General features: G+C 66.6%; 19 protein-coding genes. 8 read left to right on the top strand and 11 right to left on the bottom strand.

Annotated elements, in window-relative coordinates:
* Positions 1 to 116 precede the first annotated feature (116 nt).
* Positions 117 to 1,466, bottom strand: coding sequence for a cation:dicarboxylate symporter family transporter (locus tag AC3A4Z_RS00095; protein ID WP_493971625.1), 1,350 nt, complete (start codon positions 1,464 to 1,466; stop codon positions 117 to 119).
* A 176-nt stretch (positions 1,467 to 1,642) separates the two neighbouring features.
* Between AC3A4Z_RS00095 and AC3A4Z_RS00090 the strand changes: the two genes are divergently transcribed.
* From AC3A4Z_RS00090 to AC3A4Z_RS00065, 6 genes are all read left to right on the top strand, one after another.
* A complete protein-coding gene (locus AC3A4Z_RS00090) occupies positions 1,643 to 3,277 on the top strand; it encodes a sensor histidine kinase (protein WP_498709249.1) in 1,635 nt (544 codons plus the stop codon).
* A complete protein-coding gene (locus tag AC3A4Z_RS00085; RefSeq protein ID WP_498709246.1) occupies positions 3,274 to 3,987 on the top strand; it encodes a response regulator in 714 nt (237 codons plus the stop codon). Before AC3A4Z_RS00090 ends, AC3A4Z_RS00085 begins: the two co-directional genes overlap by 4 nt.
* 153 nt (positions 3,988 to 4,140) lie before the next feature.
* Positions 4,141 to 4,779, top strand: a complete 639-nt coding sequence (locus AC3A4Z_RS00080; RefSeq protein WP_498709244.1) for a GntR family transcriptional regulator — start codon at positions 4,141 to 4,143, stop codon at positions 4,777 to 4,779.
* Between the two features lie 10 nt (positions 4,780 to 4,789).
* Positions 4,790 to 6,310, top strand: coding sequence for an MmgE/PrpD family protein (locus AC3A4Z_RS00075; RefSeq protein ID WP_498709243.1), 1,521 nt, complete (start codon positions 4,790 to 4,792; stop codon positions 6,308 to 6,310).
* Complete coding sequence (prpB, locus tag AC3A4Z_RS00070; protein WP_498709242.1) at positions 6,310 to 7,212, top strand: methylisocitrate lyase; 903 nt, start codon at positions 6,310 to 6,312, stop codon at positions 7,210 to 7,212. Before AC3A4Z_RS00075 ends, prpB begins: the two co-directional genes overlap by 1 nt.
* A 48-nt stretch (positions 7,213 to 7,260) precedes the next feature.
* On the top strand, positions 7,261 to 8,400 hold the full coding sequence (locus AC3A4Z_RS00065) for a bifunctional 2-methylcitrate synthase/citrate synthase (RefSeq protein WP_498709240.1): 1,140 nt from the start codon (positions 7,261 to 7,263) through the stop codon (positions 8,398 to 8,400).
* A 33-nt stretch (positions 8,401 to 8,433) separates the two neighbouring features.
* Here AC3A4Z_RS00065 and AC3A4Z_RS00060 read toward each other — a convergent pair whose 3' ends face one another.
* Entirely contained in the window at positions 8,434 to 8,955 is a 522-nt protein-coding gene (locus tag AC3A4Z_RS00060; RefSeq protein WP_498709238.1) for an 8-oxo-dGTP diphosphatase, read from the bottom strand.
* A gap of 75 nt (positions 8,956 to 9,030) precedes the next feature.
* Here AC3A4Z_RS00060 and AC3A4Z_RS00055 point away from each other — a divergent pair, with 75 nt between their 5' ends.
* Positions 9,031 to 9,720 (top strand): hypothetical protein, encoded by a 690-nt coding sequence (locus AC3A4Z_RS00055; protein WP_498709236.1) that lies wholly within the window; start codon positions 9,031 to 9,033, stop codon positions 9,718 to 9,720.
* 46 nt (positions 9,721 to 9,766) lie between these two features.
* On the opposite strand, the gene xerD is transcribed toward AC3A4Z_RS00055, so the two are convergent.
* The 9 genes from xerD to AC3A4Z_RS00010 form a co-directional block, all read right to left on the bottom strand.
* The gene (gene xerD, locus AC3A4Z_RS00050; protein ID WP_493971634.1) at positions 9,767 to 10,771 is read right to left on the bottom strand and encodes a site-specific tyrosine recombinase XerD; all 1,005 of its coding nucleotides are present in this window, start codon (positions 10,769 to 10,771) and stop codon (positions 9,767 to 9,769) included.
* Positions 10,771 to 11,430 carry an NUDIX domain-containing protein gene (locus AC3A4Z_RS00045; protein ID WP_498709234.1) on the bottom strand — a complete coding sequence of 220 codons (660 nt, stop codon included), beginning with the start codon at positions 11,428 to 11,430 and terminating at the stop codon, positions 10,771 to 10,773. Before AC3A4Z_RS00045 ends, xerD begins: the two co-directional genes overlap by 1 nt.
* 26 nt (positions 11,431 to 11,456) lie before the next feature.
* Positions 11,457 to 13,226 carry a CTP synthase gene (gene pyrG, locus AC3A4Z_RS00040; protein ID WP_493971636.1) on the bottom strand — a complete coding sequence of 590 codons (1,770 nt, stop codon included), beginning with the start codon at positions 13,224 to 13,226 and terminating at the stop codon, positions 11,457 to 11,459.
* Between the two features lie 114 nt (positions 13,227 to 13,340).
* Positions 13,341 to 15,080: a DNA repair protein RecN gene (gene recN, locus AC3A4Z_RS00035; RefSeq protein ID WP_498709233.1), complete on the bottom strand. Its 1,740-nt coding sequence runs from the start codon at positions 15,078 to 15,080 to the stop codon at positions 13,341 to 13,343.
* A 3-nt stretch (positions 15,081 to 15,083) separates the two neighbouring features.
* Positions 15,084 to 16,109, bottom strand: a complete 1,026-nt coding sequence (locus AC3A4Z_RS00030; protein WP_498709231.1) for an NAD kinase — start codon at positions 16,107 to 16,109, stop codon at positions 15,084 to 15,086.
* 13 nt (positions 16,110 to 16,122) lie between these two features.
* Positions 16,123 to 16,938, bottom strand: a complete 816-nt coding sequence (locus tag AC3A4Z_RS00025; protein ID WP_498709228.1) for a TlyA family RNA methyltransferase — start codon at positions 16,936 to 16,938, stop codon at positions 16,123 to 16,125.
* Entirely contained in the window at positions 16,938 to 17,207 is a 270-nt protein-coding gene (locus AC3A4Z_RS00020) for a hypothetical protein (RefSeq protein ID WP_498709227.1), read from the bottom strand. Before AC3A4Z_RS00020 ends, AC3A4Z_RS00025 begins: the two co-directional genes overlap by 1 nt.
* A gap of 9 nt (positions 17,208 to 17,216) precedes the next feature.
* On the bottom strand, positions 17,217 to 18,206 hold the full coding sequence (locus AC3A4Z_RS00015; protein WP_498709226.1) for an HAD-IIA family hydrolase: 990 nt from the start codon (positions 18,204 to 18,206) through the stop codon (positions 17,217 to 17,219).
* A 5-nt stretch (positions 18,207 to 18,211) separates the two neighbouring features.
* Positions 18,212 to 19,210 carry a hypothetical protein gene (locus AC3A4Z_RS00010; RefSeq protein ID WP_498709225.1) on the bottom strand — a complete coding sequence of 333 codons (999 nt, stop codon included), beginning with the start codon at positions 19,208 to 19,210 and terminating at the stop codon, positions 18,212 to 18,214.
* Between AC3A4Z_RS00010 and AC3A4Z_RS00005 the strand changes: the two genes are divergently transcribed.
* On the top strand, positions 19,175 to 19,969 hold the full coding sequence (locus AC3A4Z_RS00005; protein ID WP_498709223.1) for a hypothetical protein: 795 nt from the start codon (positions 19,175 to 19,177) through the stop codon (positions 19,967 to 19,969). The two genes, AC3A4Z_RS00010 and AC3A4Z_RS00005, sit on opposite strands and share 36 nt — an antisense overlap.
* Positions 19,970 to 20,733: the final 764 nt, after the last annotated feature.

Below are 20,733 nucleotides of genomic sequence, written 5' to 3'. Positions count from 1 at the left end.
TCCGCGAATGTTGAGCCTTTACCCTCTAGCTGAGGTCGAAGGTTGCCCCGTTCCGGCACGCAAAACTGCCCCCGCAGCAGAGGCTGCGGGGGCAGTTTGGAGGTTAGCGAAGGGGGCTAGGCGGTGGTGGCAACCGTCCGTGCGCCCTCTTCCTTGGGTGCCATCTCGCCATGGTGGTGGGCGATCATGGTCGCCTCGTCGAACGGCTCCTCGCCCGAGAGGACCCGGCCAACCTGGCCGCCGTCGATTTCCTTGACCCAGGTGCCGATCAGGATGGTTGCCACAGCGTTGCCGGTGAAGTTGGTCAGGGCGCGGGCCTCGGACATAAACCGGTCGATGCCCACGATCATGCCTACGCCGCCGAGCAGTTCGGGCTTGTGTGCCTGCAGGCCGGCAGCGAGGGTGGCCAGGCCGGCGCCGGTGACGCCGGCAGCACCCTTGGAGGCGATGATCATAAAGATCAGGAGGGAGATCTGGGCGCCGAGGTCCAGCGGGGTGCCCATGGCGTTCGCAACGAAGAGCGATGCCATGGTCAGGTAGATGGCCGTGCCGTCAAGGTTGAAGGAGTAGCCGGTGGGGACGGTGACGCCGACGACGGGCTTGGAGACGCCGAGGTGTTCCATCTTCGCGATCAGGCGGGGCAGTGCTGCCTCGGAGGAGGACGTGGAGAAGATGAGCAGGTATTCGCGGGCCAGGTACTTCATGAGCTTGAAGATGTTGACGCCGGACACCACCTGGAGCAGGCCGCCGAGGATGACCACGATGAACAGGGCGCAGGTGATGTAGAAGGCAATCATCAGGGTGAACATGCTCACGATTGCCTGGAAGCCGGTGGCTCCGACGACGGCGGCGATGGCACCGAAGGCGCCCACGGGGGCGAGCCACATGATCATGATGAGGATCCGGAACACGAGTGCCTGGCCGTGGCCGATGGCTTTCAGGATCGGCGCGCCCTGCGGCCCCATCTTCTGCAGTGCAAAACCAACGAGGATGGCGGCAAGGAGGGTGGGAAGGACGGGGATGTCACCGGGAATGATTCCGAGCAGGAAGTCCACGGTGCTGTCCGTGGCGGCCTTCTTGTTGGGATCGTAGGGGGTCAGCTTGAGGCCCTCACCGGGGTGGATGATGTTGCCCACCACCAGGCCGATGGCCAGGGCGAAGGTGGACATGATGACGAAGTAGAGCAGCGCCAGGCCGCCTACCTTGCCCACCGTCGCGGCCTTGGCGATGGAGCCGATGCCCAGGACGATGGTGCAGAAGATGATGGGGGCGATCATCATCTTGATGAGCTTGATGAACCCGTCGCCAAGCGGCTTGAGGGATTTGCCCACTTCAGGGAACAGCAGGCCGACGATGGCGCCCAGGATGACGGCGGCGATGACGGCAATGTAGAGGTAATGCGATTTGTCCAGGCCCTTGCGCGGCGTCTTCACGCTGTCAAGCGACTCTCCTCGTTGAGAAGCCATGATGTGTCTCCTTTGGATAATCTGGTAGACGCTGCGGCACAGTCTCTGGGCTCAACACGTCCTCCGGTGTGATATCCATCATTGGGCAGGTGGTGACCCAGCTCACCGTTGCGTTCATATTGGTCGTGACGCAGTTTTCGGCCGGGCGACGTTGAATCCGTCGGGGAAAGGTACAGATGATCCACCGTTGGAGTATCGCCCGCCGGCTCTTTGTGGCGAACCTGCTGATTGTGGTGTCCTTCATCGCGATTGTTGGTACCGCCACGTTCATCGACGCCCGCGACCGCACCTATGAGGAAGCCGGGCGCCGGATGACCGGCGTTGCTGCCGCGATCGCAGCCAATCCCCTGGTGCTCCAGGCTGCGGACACCGCCGATCCCTCGGCTCTGCTGCAGCCCTACGCGCTCAATGTGATGGCCGGATCGGGAGCCGACTTCGTGACGATCATGGCGCCGGACCGGACGCGCTGGACGCATCCGCGCAACGAGGAACTCGGCAGGCCTTACATCGGCTCCATTGACGCGGCACTGGGCGGCGGGACGTTCACCGAGGTGACGGCGGGAACGCTGGGGCCCTCGGTGCGCACCATAGCGCCGGTGAAGGATGCGGCCGGGAACGTCAAAGCACTGGTCGCCGTGGGCGTCACGGTCCGGAACGTCGACATTGCCGTGTCCGGCCGGCTCCCCGCCCTCGCGGCCATCGGACTGGCCCTGCTGGTGGGCGGTTCGCTGGCCTCGTGGCTGCTGGGACGGTATCTCCGGCGGGTCACGCGGGGCTGGGGGCCTGAGCAGCTGGCCCAGCTCTTCGCCTACTACGAATCCGTGCTCCATTCGGTGCGGGAGGGGCTGATCCTGATCGACACCAAAGGCCACGTGGTGATGTACAACGACCAGGCGGCCGAGCTGCTGGGCCTGGAAGGTCCCGGCAGCAAGGACCCCACGCGGCCGCCGTCGTTGGCCGACCTGCCGCTGGACGAGGGGCTTAGGATCCTGTTCGAGTCCGGGCGCAACGCCAAGGACGAGATCGTCCTCACAGGTTCGCGCATCCTGGTGGTCAACCAGGGGCCCGCCAAGGGGCCGGCCTCGACGGGCAGCCGCGGGAGGACTCCTGTCTACGGCACTGTGGCCACCCTGCGGGACCGGACCGAGATCGAGGCCCTCGGCAGCGAACTCGAAACCATGCGTACGCTCTCTGATGCGCTCCGGGCCCAGACGCACGAGCATGCCAACCGGCTGCACACGATGGTTTCGCTGCTGGAGCTGGGCCGCACGCAGGAGGCGCTGGCCTTCGCCACGAAAGACCTGGAACTCAGCCAGCAACTGACCGATGACATGGTCAGCTCGGTGGACGAGCCGGTTCTTGGTGCCCTGGTGATGGGCAAGGTGGCCGAGGCGCACGAGCGCGGAGTACAGCTGGACGTTTCCGCGCTGGGCTCGGCGAGTGTGGCGGGGATCGCCGTGCAGGACCTGGTGACCATCCTGGGCAACCTGCTGGACAACGCCATGGATGCAGCTGCGGACGGCCTGCCACCCCGGAAGGTGGAGCTGACGGTGGAAGCGGATGAGGAAGGCCTGGACATCACAGTCCACGACTCCGGTCCGGCCATTGATCCGGCGGCAGCGGAGAACCTGCTCCGGCACGGGTTCAGCACCAAGCCGTCCGGCCCCGGCGGGCGGGGCATCGGCCTGGCGCTGGTCCGTCAGGCTGTGCACCGCCTGGGGGGTACCCTGACAATCAACGGCCGGCGCGGTGCCAAGTTCGAAGTGTTCCTCCCCGCAGCGGTCACAGCAGAGAAGGAGCACAACCGTTGAGCAATATCCGCGTCCTCGTTGTGGAGGATGAGGCCATCGCAGCTGCCGCCCATGCGGCTTACGTGGGGCGGCTGGCCGGTTTCGAGCTGGCCGGCACGGCCCCGGACGGACAGTCCGCACTGCGGCTGCTCAACGAGTTCGCTGCGGCGGGGAACCCGGTGGAGCTCGTCCTGCTGGACATGAACCTTCCCGACCTCCACGGACTGGACATCGCCCGCCGGATGCGGGCGTCCGGGATCCTGGCCGACATCGTTGCCATCACCGCCGTCCGCGAACTGGCCATCGTGCGCAGCGCCGTGGCGATCGGTGTGGTCCAGTACCTGATCAAGCCGTTCACCTACGCCACCTTCGCAGACAAACTGGAAAGCTACCGCCAGTTCCGGCAGCAGCTCGCCGGCCCGCCAGGGGGTTCCGGGAAGACGGGAGCTTCGCAGACGGACGTGGACCAGGCGTTCGCCAGCCTGCGCGCACCCTCCGAGTTGCCATTGCCGAAGGGCCTTTCGGTGTCCACGCTGGCTTCGGTCCAGGAGTTCATGAAGGAGCAGCAGGGCGCCGTGTCCGCCACGGAGGTTATGGACGCCCTGGGGATGTCCCGTGTTACCGCCCGCCGCTACCTGGAGTACCTGGCCGACGCCGGGACCGTGTCCAGGACGGCCCGTTACGGCACCCCCGGCCGGCCTGAGAATGAGTACCGCTGGGCAGCCCGGTGATGGTGCCTTCCGGCGTCCGGTGATTGAGCCTGTCGGGATCCCAATCCGACAGCGTGTATACACTCAGTGCTTTTTTATCAAAATCGCCGGGTAGATCTGCTGCTTTTTTCGCGCCTACTGTATACACTGGCTGTACCAACGAAGGGACAACCAGTGCGAGCCAGCGACCGCGCCTACACCGCGCTCCGCGACGACATTGTCCAGTGGCGGCTCCAGCCGGGGACCTTGCTGGCCGAAGTGGAACAGGCGGAGCGGCTTGGCGTCTCGCGCACGCCGCTCCGGGAGGCGCTGGCCCGCCTGACAGCAGAAGGCCTGACGACGGCGGGCGGCCGCGGCCTCGTCGTCACCGGCATCTCGCTGGAGGACATCGAGGAACTCTTCGAGCTCCGGGAGACATTGGAAAGCAAAGCTGCAGCACTCGCGGCGGAGCGCGGCGACCCCACTGCTTTCCGGACACTGGAGGCGGAGTTCCGGGCGGCACCTTCACTCCTCAACGGCAGCGCACCCGCCCTTGAGGACTACTACCTGCTGGTCGAACGCCTGGACTCAGCGATCGATGCCGCGATCTCCAATTCCTACCTGGCGCAGGCTATGCGCAGCCTCCGGGTGCATCTTGTCCGGGTCCGTCGGCTGGCCGCCGACGATGCCGCCCGGCTGACCGCTGCAGCAGCCGAACATGCGGCTATCGCGGAGGCCATCGCTATCGGAAATCCCCGCCTCGCACAATCAGCCACCACCCTGCATCTCCACCGCAGCCTGTCCCACATCAAAGCCACCCACCCACCCCGCTAGAAGGAGCCCCATGGTCAAGGAACACCACGTCCGCGTCTACAAGAGCGAGGAAAACCTTCCCCGCGAGGACCAGCTGGCGTACAAGATCGCCAAGGTGGCTGCCGACCCCGTAGAGGTCACTGATGACGTCACGGAGATGGTGGTCAACCGGGTCATCGACAATGCCTCGGTGGCCATCGCGTCGTTGAACCGGGCGCCGATTGTCGCTGCCCGGGCGCAGGCCCTGGCCCATGGCCCCTCGACCGGAGGCAAGGGCGCGAAGGTCTTCGGCATCGGCGAACGTGTTTCCCCTGAGTGGGCGGCCTGGGCCAACGGGGTAGCAGTCCGTGAGCTGGACTACCACGACACCTTCCTCGCCGCCGACTACTCCCACCCCGGCGACAACATTCCCCCGATCCTGGCCGTGGGCCAGCACGTGGGCTCCAGCGGCCGGGACCTGGTGCGCGCAATCGCCACCGGATACGAGATCCAGGTGAACCTGGTCAAGGCCATCTGCCTGCACAAGCACAAGATCGACCACGTGGCCCACCTCGGCCCGTCCGCCGCGGCCGGCATCGGCACCCTTCTGGGGCTCGACGTCGAAACCATCTTCCAGTCAGTGGGCCAGGCCCTGCACACCACCACAGCCACCCGGCAGTCGCGCAAGGGCGAGATCTCCACCTGGAAGGCCCACGCCCCGGCCTTCGCGGGCAAGATGGCCGTCGAAGCCGCCGACCGTGCCATGCGCGGCCAGACCTCCCCGGTGCCGATCTACGAAGGCGAAGACGGCGTGATCGCCTGGCTGCTCGACGGACCGGACGCGTCCTACATGGTTCCGCTCCCCACTCCCGGGGAGGCCAAGCGGGCCATCCTGGACACCTACACGAAGGAACACTCCGCCGAGTACCAGGCCCAGGCCTGGATCGACCTGGCCCGCAAGCTCAACCGGGAACATCCCGAGGCCACCGAGCCGGGCAACGTCAAGTCGGTACTGATCCGCACCAGCCACCACACCCACTACGTGATCGGCTCCGGCGCCAACGACCCCCAAAAGTACGATCCGACGGCGTCGAGGGAAACCCTGGACCACTCCATCCCCTACATCTTCACCGTCGCGCTGCAGGACGGGGCCTGGCACCACGTGGACTCCTACTCCCCCGAACGGGCCGCCCGCCCGGACACCGTCGAGCTCTGGCAGAAGGTCACCACGGAGGAAGACCCGGAATGGACCCGCCGCTACCACTCCCTGGACATCGCAGAGAAGGCCTTCGGCGGGTCCGTGGAGATCACCCTCACCGACGGCACCGTCATCACCGATGAGATCGCCGTCGCCGACGCCCACCCCCTCGGCGCCCGGCCCTTCGGCCGCGAGCAGTACATCACCAAGTTCCGTACCCTCGCCGCCGGCCTCGTGGAGGAAGCCGAAATCGAACGGTTCCTCGCGGCCGTCGAACGCCTCCCCGAACTCGCCCCCGGGGAACTGGACCAGCTCAACATCACCGCCGCCCCCGGCGTCATCAACCTCAACGCCGCACCCAAGGGGCTCTTCTGATGCTGTACTCCAAAACCACCCCCGAACAGAAGCGCATTTGGTTCCGCGAGCTCCTCGCATCCGGCACCATCGCCCAGTTCCCAGGCGCGTTCAACCCCCTCTCGGCCCGGCTGATCCAGGAGAAGGGCTTCGCCGGGGTCTACATCTCCGGCGCGGTGCTCGCCAACGACCTCGGCCTGCCGGACATCGGCCTGACCACCCTCACCGAAGTCGCCACCCGGGCCGGGCAGATCGCCCGGATGACCGACCTGCCCGCCATCGTGGACGCCGACACCGGCTTCGGCGAACCCATGAATGTGGCCCGCACCGTCCAGGAAATCGAAAACGCGGGCCTCGCCGGGCTGCACATCGAGGACCAGTTCAACCCAAAACGCTGCGGCCACCTCGACGGCAAAAACGTGGTGGACCTGGACACCGCCACCAAACGGATCCGCGCCGCCGCCGACGCCCGCCGCGACCCGAACTTCCTCATCATGGCCCGCACCGACATCCGCGCCGTGGAAGGACTCCAAGCCGCACAGGACCGCGCCCGGGCACTGGTGGACGCAGGGGCGGACGCGATCTTCCCCGAAGCCATGGCCACACTGGACGAATTCCAAGCCATCCGCGATGCCGTGGACGTGCCCATCCTGGCCAACATGACCGAATTCGGCAAAAGTGACTTGTTCACCACGGACCAGCTCCAGGGCGTCGGGGTGAACATGGTCATTTATCCGGTGACGCTTCTCCGTAGTGCCATGGGCGCTGCCGAGCGTACGCTGGAATCGATTATGGCCGAGGGCACGCAGGAGGCGCAGGTCGGCAGCATGCTGACCCGCGCACGCTTATACGATCTCGTTGACTACGAAGGCTACAACCGCTTTGACAGCGGAGTGTTCAATTTCCGGGTCCCCGGGGAGTAGGGAAAACCGCGCCGGTACCAAAGGCGACAGGAACGAAGGAGTTTCAGCATGGCTGAAGAGGACATCAAGAAGGGTCTTGACGGCGTCGTAGTGGATTACACGTCCGTCTCGAAGGTCAACCCGGACACCAACTCCCTGCTGTACAGGGGCTATCCCGTCCAGGAGCTGGCGGCAAGGTGCAGCTTCGAAGAGGTGGCCTACTTGCTCTGGAACGGCGAACTGCCAACCCCGGACCAGCTGGCGGAGTTCACGGCCCGGGAGCGGGCCGGCCGTGCCCTTGATCCGGTTGTCAAGCAAGTGATCGATGCGCTGCCGGACACGTCCCACCCCATGGATGTCTGCCGGACGGCGGCGTCGGTGATGGGCGCCCGGCACCCCCTGGCCGAGGATGCGTCCCGCGAAGCCAACATGGCCAAAGCCATCGACCTGTTCGCCGCCATGCCGGCAGTTGTGGCGTACGACCAGCGGCGCCGCCACGGGCAGGGCGTCATCGAGGCGCGTGACGACCTCGGCTATTCGGCGAACTTCCTGTGGATGACGTGTGGCGAGGAACAGGTGCCGGAGGTGGTGGAGGCGTTCAACGTGTCGATGATCCTCTATGCCGAGCACTCCTTCAACGCGTCCACCTTCACCGCCCGCGTCATCACCTCCACCCTCTCGGACCTCCACTCGGCAGTTACTGGAGCCATTGGTGCCTTGAAGGGGCCGCTCCACGGCGGGGCCAACGAGGCCGTGATGCACACCTTCGACGAGATCGGCATCCGGCCGCAGGAATCCCTTGAGGAAGCGGCGGCCCGGGCCAAGTCCTGGATGGAAAACGCGCTGGCGCAGAAAAAGAAGGTCATGGGGTTCGGCCACCGCGTCTACAAGCACGGCGACTCGCGCGTGCCCACCATGAAGGCCGCGCTGGACAAGATGGTTGCCCATTACGGCCGGCCCGAACTGCTGGGGCTGTACAACGGCCTGGAGGCCGCTATGGACGAAGCCAAGGGCATCAAACCCAACCTCGATTATCCCGCCGGCCCCACCTACCACCTCATGGGCTTCGATACGGCCACCTTCACTCCCCTGTTCGTGGCCAGCCGCATCACCGGGTGGACGGCGCACATCATGGAGCAACTGGACGCCAACTCGCTGATCCGTCCTCTGAGCAAGTACGTCGGTCCCGAGGAACGGCACGTGCCGTAGGGCAGGGCTTCACTGAAGCACGACGGCGGGCGGTCACCCTGGTGTGGCCGGCCCGCCGTCGGGCGTTAACGCCTGGGGCAGGAGGCTTTCGGAGGACGCAACGCCTTCGTTGTCGGTGTCCATGGTGACCACGATGTTGACCGTGCCGCCTTCCAGGACCACCGGGAGCCAGTGGTCGGCGTCCTGCCACATCCGGTCCACCGGGAGGGCGTCCACGCGGAACCACTCCGGCAGGATCTCGTCGCTTTCCGCCGGCTCACCGTGCCAGGTCCTGGCGGTGAAAAGGCTGGTGTACATGTTCCACTCAGGACGTGCCGGGAACACGAACCGCACCACGCCGGCGTCTGTGAGGTCCTCCTGCCGGACCACCACGCCGGTTTCCTCCAGGACCTCACGCACCACGGCCTCGCCGGCGGTCTCGCCGGGTTCGACGTGACCCCCGATGCCCACCACCTTGCCCAGCCCAAAGCCGGTCCGTTTGAGGCCCAGCAGCACCTCCGGGCCCGAACCCCCGTCACGGAGCAGGAAGCAGAGAGTAACCCGTGCTGCAGTCATGCGCTCAAGCCTAGGGGCTCCGGGAGTTGTCCGCGAGGAGGCGCCAGGGTCCGCCCAGTATGCCAAGCTCTACGTGTGACTCCCGAAACTGTTGACGGGATACGGCCGGCCCGCCTCTCGGCCGTTGATGCCCGCCTGCCGGAGTGGCTGGTGCGCAACCCTTTGTACTGGGGCTGGGCCTGGACCTGTTTCTGGGCGGTGCTGATTGTTGTGGATGAATTCGTGGATTTGGCCGGCTGGACGTGGTATCTGCTGGTGGCTGCGGCTGCCCTGCCCACGCTGCTCAGCACCCTGGCCGTGCTCCACGTGACTCCCCGGCAGCTCGTGAAGGCCACAAGGGAATCGGTGCTGGGCCTGTTCTTTGTGCGTTTCCTGGCACTCGTTGCGGCATTTATGGTCTGGGCCATCTCTGTTGTGCTGAGTGCGTCCATCTCCACCACTATCCAGGCCCTCGCGGGTGATTCCGAGCGTGAGGTGACCGCCCTGGGGTTCAACCTGATGGCAGCCCTGGTCCCGCTGGTGGTGGCCGTTCTGTGGCTGGCGTTTGTAGCCCGCTGCGCCTGGTTCCTGCGGCGGCTTCGCGGCTGGCGGCAGGTTCCGGCGTTTTCACGGGTGCCGAAATCGTTCCTCCGCGGACGTCCGCGGCTGCGCCGGGTGGTGATTGGCCTGGCGCATCCTGGACTGATGCTGCTCGCGGGGATGGGCACGTCCGTGCTTGCTTTCCTGCTGGGCCCGGTGGAACTGACCATCGAGGCGCTGCTCTAGGTGCCCGAAGGGCAGTTCAGAAGGCCGGAGCTGTTCGCGGCAGCTTTCAGCCCAGCGCCCGGGGGTGGGCTGCAGCGTAGATTTCCCGCAGCGTGTCCGCGGTGACCAGCGTGTAGACCTGGGTGGTGGTCACGGAGGCGTGGCCCAGCAGTTCCTGGACCACACGGACGTCCGCGCCGCCTTCGAGCAGGTGGGTGGCGAAGGAGTGCCGGAGGGTGTGCGGCGAGACGTCCTTGGTGATGTTGGCTTTCTCGGCGGCCGCCTTGAGGATGGTCCATGCGCTCTGCCGGCTGATCCGGCCGCCGCGCGCGTTCAGGAACAAGGCCGGCGTGCCCTTGCCCTTGGCTGCCAGCAGGGGGCGGCCGCGGACGAGGTAGGCGTCCAGTGCCCTGGCCCCGTAGGACCCGAGCGGGACCAGCCGCTCCTTGGAGCCCTTGCCGAAGAGCCGCACGATGGCAGGTCCGCTTTCAGCCACCTCGAGGGAGATGTCGTCCACGTCCAGGCCCACGGCCTCGCTGATGCGGGCACCGGTGGAATACAGGAACTCCAGCAGGGCGCGGTCCCGCAGGCCGGTGGCGGTATCAGTACCGGCCGCCTCCAGGATCCTGGTGACCTCATCCACGCTGATAGCCTTCGGCAGCCGCTTCCCGGGCATCGGCGGGTGGACGTCGCTGGCAGGGTCGGCGGGCGTGAATCCTTCGAGGGCCCAGAACTTATGCAGGCCCCGCACGGCCACCACCGTCCTCGCCGCGGACCGCACGCCCAGGGCGGTACCGCCGTCGGACCCGTCCGACAAAGCACGGACATATCCGGTGACGTGATGGCGCGTAATGTCCTCGGGGCGGATGCAGCCTGCGGCGGCAAGGTAGCGGGAGTAGCGGGCCAGGTCCCGGCGGTATGCCGCGAGGGTGTTGGCGGCCAGGCCGCGTTCCACGCCCATGTGCTGCAGGTAGTCGGTGATGGCCCGGTCAATGGCCGTGGGGGCCGCCACCGGGACTGTCTGCGCCTCCGCAGCCGGAAGGGCAGTCTCAGCCGAAGGACCAGGGGCCATCAGCGCTGGCTGGGGTGCTCGGGCCAGGGAGCGTCCGCCGGGCGGAGGTTCGCAAATCCGTCAGCGCGGGCAGCAGCCGCGGCAAGGATCCCGACGACGGCGGACGGGTTGTGCAGGCGGCCGGCAAGCACGGACTCCACGGCGTCGTCCAGGTTGATCCAGTGGAACTCGATTTCGGCTTCCTCGTCCGTGCGCTCGTGGCGCTCATGGTGCGGGACTTCGGTGAGGTCGCGGGCCAGGTAAATTCGAATGGCCTCGCTGGAGGAACCGGGCGAGTTGAAGACATCGGCCAGCACGTTCCACGTGCCGGCGGCAAGGTCCGCCTCTTCGGCGAGTTCCCGTGCCGCGCCCACCTGGAATTCCTCGCCCTCCACATCCAGCAGTCCTGCCGGGATCTCCCACAGGTCCATGCCCACGGGGTGCCGGTACTGCCTCAGGAGGAGGATCTCACCGTCGCTGTTCATCGGCAGGACGGCAACGGCGCCCGGGTGGTCAATGTAGTCCCTGGTAAGTGCCTCGCCGCTGTCCTGCAGCTGGAACGTATCACTGACCACATCCCAGATGCGGCCTTCGTAGACCTTCTCGGTGGACAAAAGACGGCGCGGGCTCGGTGCATCCGAAACCTTGACTACGTGGGTGGCTTCGTGTGTACCGGGCATCGCGCCGTCCTTTATGTCGTGCTGAACTACTTAGCGGCTACCGTACCGGACGGCGCGGCGGCGGAAGCACCGGCACCCTGGACGGCGGCCGTGTCGGCGCCCTCCTGGTGGTCCAGTGCCGCCTTCACCAGGCCGGCGAACAGCGGGTGCGGCCGGGTGGGGCGCGAGCTCAGCTCGGGGTGCGCCTGGGTGGCCACGTAGTACGGGTGGACGTCCGCGGGCAGCTCGACGAACTCCACGAGCTTGCCGTCCGGGGATGTGCCGGAGAAGACGAGGCCCTGTGCGGCAATCTGGTCGCGGTACTTGTTGTTGACCTCGTAGCGGTGGCGGTGGCGTTCGCTGACCGTGGTCTTACCGTAGGTTTCGGCGATCACCGAACCGGCGTCGAGCTTAGCTTCGTACAGGCCCAGGCGCATGGTCCCGCCGAGGTCGCCGCGGCCTTCCACAAACTCCAGCTGCTCTTCCATGGTGGCGATGACCGGGTACTTGGAGTCCGGCTCGAATTCGCTGGAGGACGCGCCTTCCATCCCCACCACGTTGCGGGCGTATTCGATGACCATGCACTGCAGGCCCAGGCAGAGTCCCAGGACCGGCAGTTTGGTTTCGCGGGCGAACTTCAGTGCGCCCAGCTTGCCCTCGAGTCCGCGGATGCCGAAACCGCCAGGGACGCAGATGGCGTTGACGCCGTCGAGTGCCTTGATGGCGCCTTCGCGGGTTTCGCATTCGTCGGAGGGGACCCAGCGGATCTTGACCTTGGTGTCGTTGGCGAACCCGCCGGCGCGCAGGGCCTCGGTGACGGAAAGGTAGGCGTCCGGCAGGTCGATGTACTTGCCAACCAGCGCGATTTCCACGTGGTGCTTGGGGTTGTGGACAGCTTCGAGGAGTTTGTCCCAGCTGGTCCAGTCCACGTCCTTGAACGGAAGGTCCAGGGCCCGCACGATGTAGGAGTCCAGTCCCTGGGAGTGCAGGGTCTTGGGGATGTCATAGATGCTGGGCGCATCGGCGGCGTTGACCACGGCGTCGATGTCGACGTCGCACATCCGGCCGATCTTTTCGCGCATGGCCTCGGGCACTTCGCGGTCCGAGCGGATGACGATCGCTTCGGGCTGGATGCCGATGGAGCGCAGCGCGGCAACGGAGTGCTGGGTGGGCTTGGTCTTCAGTTCCTGGGACGGTCCGATGTACGGAACCAGTGAGACGTGCAGGAAGAAGACGTTGGTCCGGCCAATGTCCTGGCGGACCTGGCGGGCCGATTCGAGGAACGGCTGGGATTCTATATCGCCTACGGTGCCGCCGATTTCGGTGATGATGACGTCCGGGGCGTTCTTGCCTTCGGCGGGCAGGCGCATGCGGCGCTTGATCTCATCGGTGATGTGCGGGATGACCTGCACGGTGTCCCCGAGGTACTCGCCGCGGCGTTCCTTGGCGATGACGGTGGAGTACACCTGGCCGGTGGTGACGTTGGCGGAGCCTTCGAGGTTTTCGTCCAGGAAGCGCTCGTAGTGTCCGATGTCCAGGTCCGTCTCGGCGCCGTCATCCGTGACGAAGACCTCGCCGTGCTGGAAGGGGTTCATCGTGCCCGGATCCACGTTCAGGTAGGGATCGAGCTTCTGCATAGTTACAGACAGGCCGCGTGCCCGCAGCAGATGACCGAGGCTTGATGCCGTCAGTCCCTTACCGAGCGAGGACGCCACACCACCGGTTACGAAGATGTGTTTGGTCGTCTTGGACGAGCCCGGGAACCGGGAATTTACACGGGAATTTGATCGCTGCACCACGGAATTCGAGCCTATCATCAAATGCGCCTTCCACGGGTCCGGCAAACTGTTTCGCCAAATGATCCAGTCTGCGTGTCCGGGTGTCCCGGAAGCAAGGGGTGGCTTCTCCCCGCCAGCCCCTTGCTGGCACTGTCAGGCCCGTTGTGGCAGGAGTTTGGCGTCGTCCAGCAGTTCCTGCGCGTGCGCCTGGGCTGATTCCGAGTCCTCCTGGCCGGCCAGCATCCTGGCCAGTTCGCGGACCCGTTCGGGGCCGTCAAGGAGGCGGACATCACTTGAGGTGAACCCGGTGGCCGTTTTGCCGTCGGCTCCCCTGACGGAGGTTTTGGTGACGGTGATGTGCTGGTCCGCGAAGGCGGCCACCTGCGGCAGGTGCGTGACCACCAGCACCTGCACGTGCCGTGCCAGCATGGCCAGCCTGCGGCCGATCTCGACGGCGGCACGTCCGCCCACGCCTGCATCCACTTCGTCGAAGACGAACGTGGGGACGGGATCGACGGCTGCCAGCACCACTTCGATGGCCAGCATGACCCGAGAAAGCTCACCGCCGGACGCGCCCTTGCCCAGCGGCCTGGCGGGGGCACCGGAGTGCGGCTGCAGCAGGAAGCTGATCTCGTCAGCACCGTGCGGTCCCAGCTGCCCGGTGGGCTCGAGATTGATCAGCAGGGTTGCGTCGGCCATGGCCAGGGCCTTGAGCTCGGCGCTGACCCGGGTGGACAGTTCCTTGGCGGCCTTGGCCCTGATCTTGCTGATGGCGGCCGCCTGCTTCTGCAGGTCCGCCTCGGCCCGGACCACTTCAGCGTCCAGGGTTTCGATCCGGGTGGAATCGTCCTGCAGTTCATCGAAGCGCACGCGGGATTTCTCTGCCCACTCAAGCACTTCGTCGATGGACGGGGCATACTTGCGGATCAGCTTGGCCAGGACGGCCCGCCGGTCCTCGATCTCCGCGAGGCGTTCCGGCCCCTCAGTGTCCAGGCTGGCCTGGTAGCTGGCCAGATCGGTGGCGATATCGTTCAGCAGGAAGCCCACCTCGGCCAGGCGGGCTGCCGCGGAGCCGAGTTCGGCGTCGTGTTCGGCCACGTGCTCCAGCGTCCGCTTGGCTGCATCCACCAGCGTGGTGGCGTCGCCCGCTTCGCCGAAGTCCTCCGCGATCAGCGCCTGGTGTGCCGTGCTGGCCGCGATCCGCAGCTCCTCCACGTTGGCAAGTTTCACCGCTTCTGCCTTGAGGAGCTCGTCCTCCCCCGGCTGCGGGTCCACCTCGTCGATTTCGGCGAGGGCGGCCTCCAGGGATTCGGCTTCCCGGAGCCTGTCCCGGGCGGCACTGCGCAGCTCGTCCAGCTCTGCCTGGCTGGATTTCCAGTGGTTGTACAGCTCCTGGTAGGCGGCCAGCGGGCCGGCCAGGGAGTCGCCGGCGAACTTGTCCAGCGCCCCGCGCTGTGCCGCGGCGCCCTTAAGCCGGATCTGGTCCGACTGGCCGTGGACCACCACCAGGGTCTCGCCGATCTCGGCCAGGACGCCCACAGGGGCGGCCCTTCCGCCCAGGAAGGCACGGCTGCGTCCGTCCGCACCCAGCCGGCGGGCCAGGATCAGTTCCGCGCCGCCGTCGAACTCTTCCGCCTCCCCGCCTGCCTCCAGCGCACGCTCAATGGCGGGATGCCCGGCGTCGAGCTTCAGCACAGCCTCCGCAGTTGCGCTCTTGGCGCCGCTGCGGACGGCACCGGCGTCGGAGCGGGCGCCCAGGAGGAGGCCGACGGCGGTGACCACCATGGTCTTGCCGGCGCCGGTCTCGCCGGTCACCACGCTCAGCCCGGGGCCCAGCGGCAGAGTTGCGTCGGTGATGACGCCCAGATCGCGGATTCTCAGTTCTTCAAGCATGGTTCACTTTGCGGTTGAGGGATCGGGATCGACGTCCGGCTGCCCGCTGGCCGGCACCTGGAGCGGCGGCATGGGACGGGGCGTCCGGACAATGGGAATGGGGCCGGTGTGGATGGCGTCAGCCTTGGGGACAGGGCCGCGCCAGCCGTGGATTGGCAGCTCGAATTTGCGGACCAGCCGGGCCGAGAAGGGTGTCTGGTGGGTGCGGGCAAGCCGCACCGGGGTGGCTGATTTGGTGACCTCCACGCGGGCGCCCGGAGGCAGGTCCACCGAGCGCCGGCCGTCGCACCAGAGGACGCCCTGCGCATCGGTCCGGCCCAGGACTTCGACGGCGAGGCGTGAACGGGGCGAGACCACCAGGGGCTTGGCGAAGAGCGCGTGGGCGCTGATGGGCACAATAACCAGGGCTTCCACCTCCGGCCAGACCACAGGGCCGCCTGCTGAAAACGCGTAGGCGGTGGAGCCTGTGGGGGTGGCGAGCACGATGCCGTCGCAGCCAAAAGAGGTCAGCGGACGCTGGTCCACTTCGGTGACCACTTCGAGCATGCGCTCCCGGTTGGCTTTTTCGATAGCGGCTTCGTTCAGGGCCCAGGTATGCCAGATCTTCTGTCCGCGCACCCAGACCTGGACGTCGATTGTCATGCGCTCTTCCACCGTGTAATCCCGGCTGGCGATCCATTCAACGGTCTGGGCAAGGTCGGCCCGCTCGCTCTCGGCGAGGAACCCCACATGGCCCAGGTTCACGCCCAGCAGGGGCACATCCACTTCCCGGACGAGCTCTGCCGCGCGGAGGATGGTGCCGTCGCCACCCAGGACCATCACCAGTTCGACGTCGGGCAGTTGGACGTGGTCGTGGAGCACTTCCACGGGCTGGGCCAGGTGGCCGAAAAAGCGTTCCATGTCCGCCAGTTCGGAGTCCTGCATCACCGGGACAATGCCGGAGGCGTGCAGCAAGGCGCAGGCCTCCCAGGCGGCCTTCAGTGATTCCTCGCGGCCGGTGTGGGCGAGGACCAATACGCGCCTGCTCATCAGGTTCCGCTCTCTAGTGGTTGTGCCAGATAGTTCCGAGCAAGGCAGCGGTGGCTGCGTCTCGCTCTTCGATCTTAGGCAACTCTTGGCTCATCCTGCGCTTTATCCACAGGAAGTATTCGACGTTTCCGTCCTGGCCCGGAAGCGGGCTCTGCGCGAGGCCGCGCAGGTCCAAGCCTGAATCGAGGGCTGCCCGGGCCACTTTTTCCACCGCCATCCGCCGCTCCCGCTGCGACGTCACAACCCCGGTGCGTCCCAGCCGGTCCTTGCCGATCTCGAACTGCGGCTTCACCATCAGCACCAGGTCGCCGCCGGGTTCGGTGCATTCCGCCAGCGGCCGGACCACCAGGGTCAGGGAAATAAAGGACAGGTCAGCCACGGTGAGCGCCGCAGGGCCGCCGACGTCCGCGGGAGACATATACCGCACGTTGAGTCCCTCGTGGACTTCCACCCGTGGATCTTCCCGCAGCCGGGGCACCAACTGGCCGTGCCCGACGTCGACCGCCACCACGTGCGCGGCGCCCCGCCGCAGCAGGACATCAGTGAAGCCGCCTGTGGAGGCTCCGGCATCAAGGCACCTTTTCCCGGCGGCCTGCACCTCGGGAAATGCTTCCAGGGCGCCGGCCAGTTTGTGCCCTGCCCGGCTCACATAGGTGTCTTGTTCGTCATGCTGGACCACAACGTCTTTGTCCTCGGCGACCTGGAGTGATGCCTTCCCGAGCACCTGGCCCGCGGAGCTCACTTTGCCTTCGGCGATCAGCGAGGCGGCATGGGTGCGGGACCTGGCGAGGCCGCGGGCGACCAGGGCCTGGTCGAGCCGCAGCGGCATCAGGCGCCACCGTCCGAGGGGGCACTGCTGGCGGGGTCCCCGGTTGCGGGGTCCGCGCTTGCGGGGTCGGTGTCCAGGGCTGCCCGCAGGTTGTCATGCAGTGCGTTATAGACCTCTTCGTGGTCCGCAACGGGGATCCGGGGCAATCCGTCCAGGGGTGCGAGGGCCTTATGGACCAGCCGGTCAGTCACCCCGTGCTGGCTGTTCAGCGGCCAGTCCGGGGAGGGCTGGGCTGCTGCGGATTCGGCAGGGGTGCTCAGCTCAGTCATCCAACCAGTCTAGTGATTGAGCCACGCCAGTTTCGGTTCCTGTGCCGTGGAGGCGTCCGGGGTGGCCGCCCACCAAGCTGCACAGGCAGCACGCCAGGCGTCGAGGCTGTCCTGGCTGCCAATGATGCCCACGGCTCCGTTGGCCACGCGCGCGGTGGCTTCACCGCATGTGTATGTGCCGTCGTCGTGCGTTACCTCGGGGTAGGGGCGGTACAGGTCCGTCAGGTCGTTGATGATGTAGTTGGGCCGTTCGGCGGCGCGGGCGGCAAGGATGGTCTGCCGGGTGTCGACGCCGGTCAGGACAGCCACGGTGGCGAAACCGGCGTTGTTGCCGCCCAGGATATCCGTGTCCAGCCGGTCCCCCACCACCAGCGGGCGCTCTGCTCCGAGCCGCTTGGCGGCTGAGTGGAAGAGCGGAGCCTCCGGCTTGCCGGCCACGCGGGGCGTCCGGCCCGTGGCGGCCGTAACTGCGGCCACCAGCGTTCCGTTGCCGGGAGCGATGCCGCGGGCCTGCGGGATGGACATGTCCGTGTTGGTGGCCACCCACACGGTTCCAGCCGCAACAACGTAGGAGGCCTCGGCGAGTTCCTTCCAGCCGATGGCCGGGTTGAAGCCCTGGACCACTGCCACCGGTTCCTCGTCCTGGCTGTACACCGGCACGAGGCCCACGAGCTCGATTTCCTGGGCCAGCGCGGGGCTTCCGGTAATGAGCACGCGGGAGCCCGGGGGCAGCTCTGAAGCCAGCAGCTCCGCGGCGGCCTGTGAGGAGCTGACCACCTGGTCGTCAGCGGCCGGCGCACCCAGCTCACGGAGGTGTGCGGCCACCTGCGCCGGGGTCCGCGAGGCGTTGTTCGTCACGTAGCCCAGGCCCACGCCGATCCCTGCCAGCTGCTGCAGTGATTCCACCGCACCGGGGATGGCGTGCGGGCCGGCGTACACCACACCGTCCAGGTCCGCGAGCAGAGCATCGAACCGGGAGATCAGGGTTGCTTCAGTCATCCGTCTTAGTCTTCCCGGCGGTCCTGCTGGTCCTGCTGGTACTGCTGGTCCTCCGGAGCGTTGCCGTCCGGCAGGTCGTCTCCATCGTGGTCCAGCTCGTCGTGGCCCAGCACGTCGGGTTCCACTGAGTCCTCGTCCGACTCGGCGTCGTCCGAAACGAAGTAGTCCGCTTCCTGGTCATCGATGCTGGCGTCCGCGGCTTCTTCAGCTGCCGGGGCTTCTGCTGCCCCGGTGCTTGCTGTCGGTGATGTGGCGGGGGCGTCAGAGGCAGCGGGTGACGTCGCGGCTGCACCGGATGCGGTGGATGCGCGGTCCAGGAGGCGGCGGCGCTCGGCTTCCTCGCGGGCTTCTTCTTCTTCGTCCCAGCCAAGGTCGATGATGTCCGGTTCTTCGTCAACGCCAAGGCCCAACGCGTTTTCAGCCACTACGGCCTGCTTCTGCCACTTGTCCGCCTCGGTGGTCCGGCCAACGGCAGCCAGTGCGTCGGCGTAGGCGCGGAAGAGGCGGGGGCTGTAGGAGAAGGCGCGGTTCATGTCCAGCTGCGGGATCTCCAGCTCGGCAACGGCGGCATCCAACTGGCCAAGGTCGGTGCGTGCGCCGGCGGCCACGATGGCAAGTTCAACCTTGCCGGGGGCGTCCAGGTCCTGGGCTTCCTCGGACCGGACCACGTCCAGGGCGCGGTCGGGGCGGCCCAGGCCGCGTTCGCAGTCGGCCATGACGGGCAGGTGCACGTTGGACCCGCTGATCCGCCGGTACGTCCGGAATTCCCGAAGTGCCTCGCCGTAGTGGCCGGCGGCGTAGGCGGTGAGGCCCACGGCTTCGCGGACAGCAGCAAGCCTGCCGCCGCGCCGGCTGGCGGCAAGGGCGTGCTGGAAGGCCAGCTCGGGCTCATCGTCAATGAGGCGCCCTGCCATCACCAGGTGGCGGGCGACCCATTCGGCGCTGTTGGCCTCAAGAGTTTTGATCTGGTGCTGCGTGGCCCGGTCCAGCTCCTTGCCCGTCACATCGTCGTCGATCTGAGGGGACCGTTCACGGTCAGGGCGGTTGGCGCTGCGGAGGTCGCGCACGTTAGGTACACGGGCCGGGCGTTCTTCCTGGCGGTCGCGGCCAAAGGTGCGGGGACCGGCGTCGCCACGGCTCTCGCCGCGACCGGGGCCGCGGTCAAAGCTGCGGGGCGCGCGCCGTTCTTCCTGGCGGTCGCCGCGGTTGGGACGGTCGCTGCGATCGCCGAACGGTTTGCGGTTTTCTCCTCCGCCAAACCCGCGGCGGTCACCTTCACCATCACGGCGCGGGCGATCGCCGAAGGGACGGTTTTCCCTGTCACCATAGGGCTTACGGTCGCGGTCACCAAAGGGCTTGCGGTCGCGGTCACCGGACGGCTTACGCTCGCCACCACCGAAACCGCGGCGGTCGCCTTCGCCGTCCCGGCGCGGACGGTCGCCGAAGGGACGGCTCTCCCTGTCGCCGTAAGGCTTACGGTCACGGTCTCGAAAAGGCTTACCCTCGCCGCCACCAAACCCGCGGCGGTCACCTTCGCCCTCACGGCGCGGACGATCACCAAAGGACCGGTTCTCACGGTCACCATAAGGCTTACGCTCGCCGTCACCGAACGGCTTACGGTCACGGTCACCAAACGGCTTACGCTCGCCACCACCAAACCCGCGGCGGTCACCTTCGCCATCCCGGCGCGGACGATCACCAAAAGGCTTTTTATCGCGGTCTCCGAAAGGCTTGCGCTCTCCCCCGCCGGCTGCGCGCTTTGAAGGATCGTTGTTGTCCCGGCCTGGCCGGGAGCGGAATCCGCGGGGTTCGCCGCCGGAGTTGTTGTGTCCGCGGAACCCGCCGCGGTCATTTCCGCCGCGGTTGCCGCCGTTGTGCTCAGCCATGTGGATTCCTCCTGTTGTGAGCCGACCACTGGCGCAACTGCAGCCGCTCGTATCCGTGTTTCGTTTCCTACGCAACCCGAAATCAAGCGCTTCGAAGTCCGTACATCTTCATCAATTCTAGTGGAGTTGCCTCCCCGGGCAGGACAAGTCAACCGCCAGGCAGCAGCATCGTGGCAATCTTCACACCCCAGGACGCTCTCTCACTTGATGCGGCTTTCCGGGTGACGCTCTCTCACTTGATGCGGCTTTTGGGGTGACGCTCTCTCACTTGATGCGGCTTTCCGGGTGACGCTCTCTCACTAGATGCGGTGTTCCGGGTGCTCTTCCGTGTGGTGGCGGACGACGGCGGTTGGTTCGGGATGTCGGCAACCTGAGCCGTATCTGGTGGACGGGTGAGAGAGCGATCGAGGAAAACCCACGTTAAGTGAGAGAGGGAGGGTGGAAAACCCGCGTTAAGTGAGAGAGGGAGGGTGGAAAACCCGCGTTAAGTGAGAGAGGGATGGTGGAAAAGCCGCGTCAAGTGAGAGAGGGTCCCGGCGGGGTTGTGTGTGTTAAATGAGCGAAGCCCCAACCATTGACTGGTTGGGGCCTCGACCTAATGATTGTCCGGCGGTGACCTACTCTCCCACACCCTCCCGGGT

The organism is Arthrobacter sp. Soil_C_49 (genome assembly GCF_057656635.1).
The sequence above is the reverse complement of the archived record's forward strand: the minus strand, read 5'-3'. Positions and strand labels throughout refer to the sequence as shown.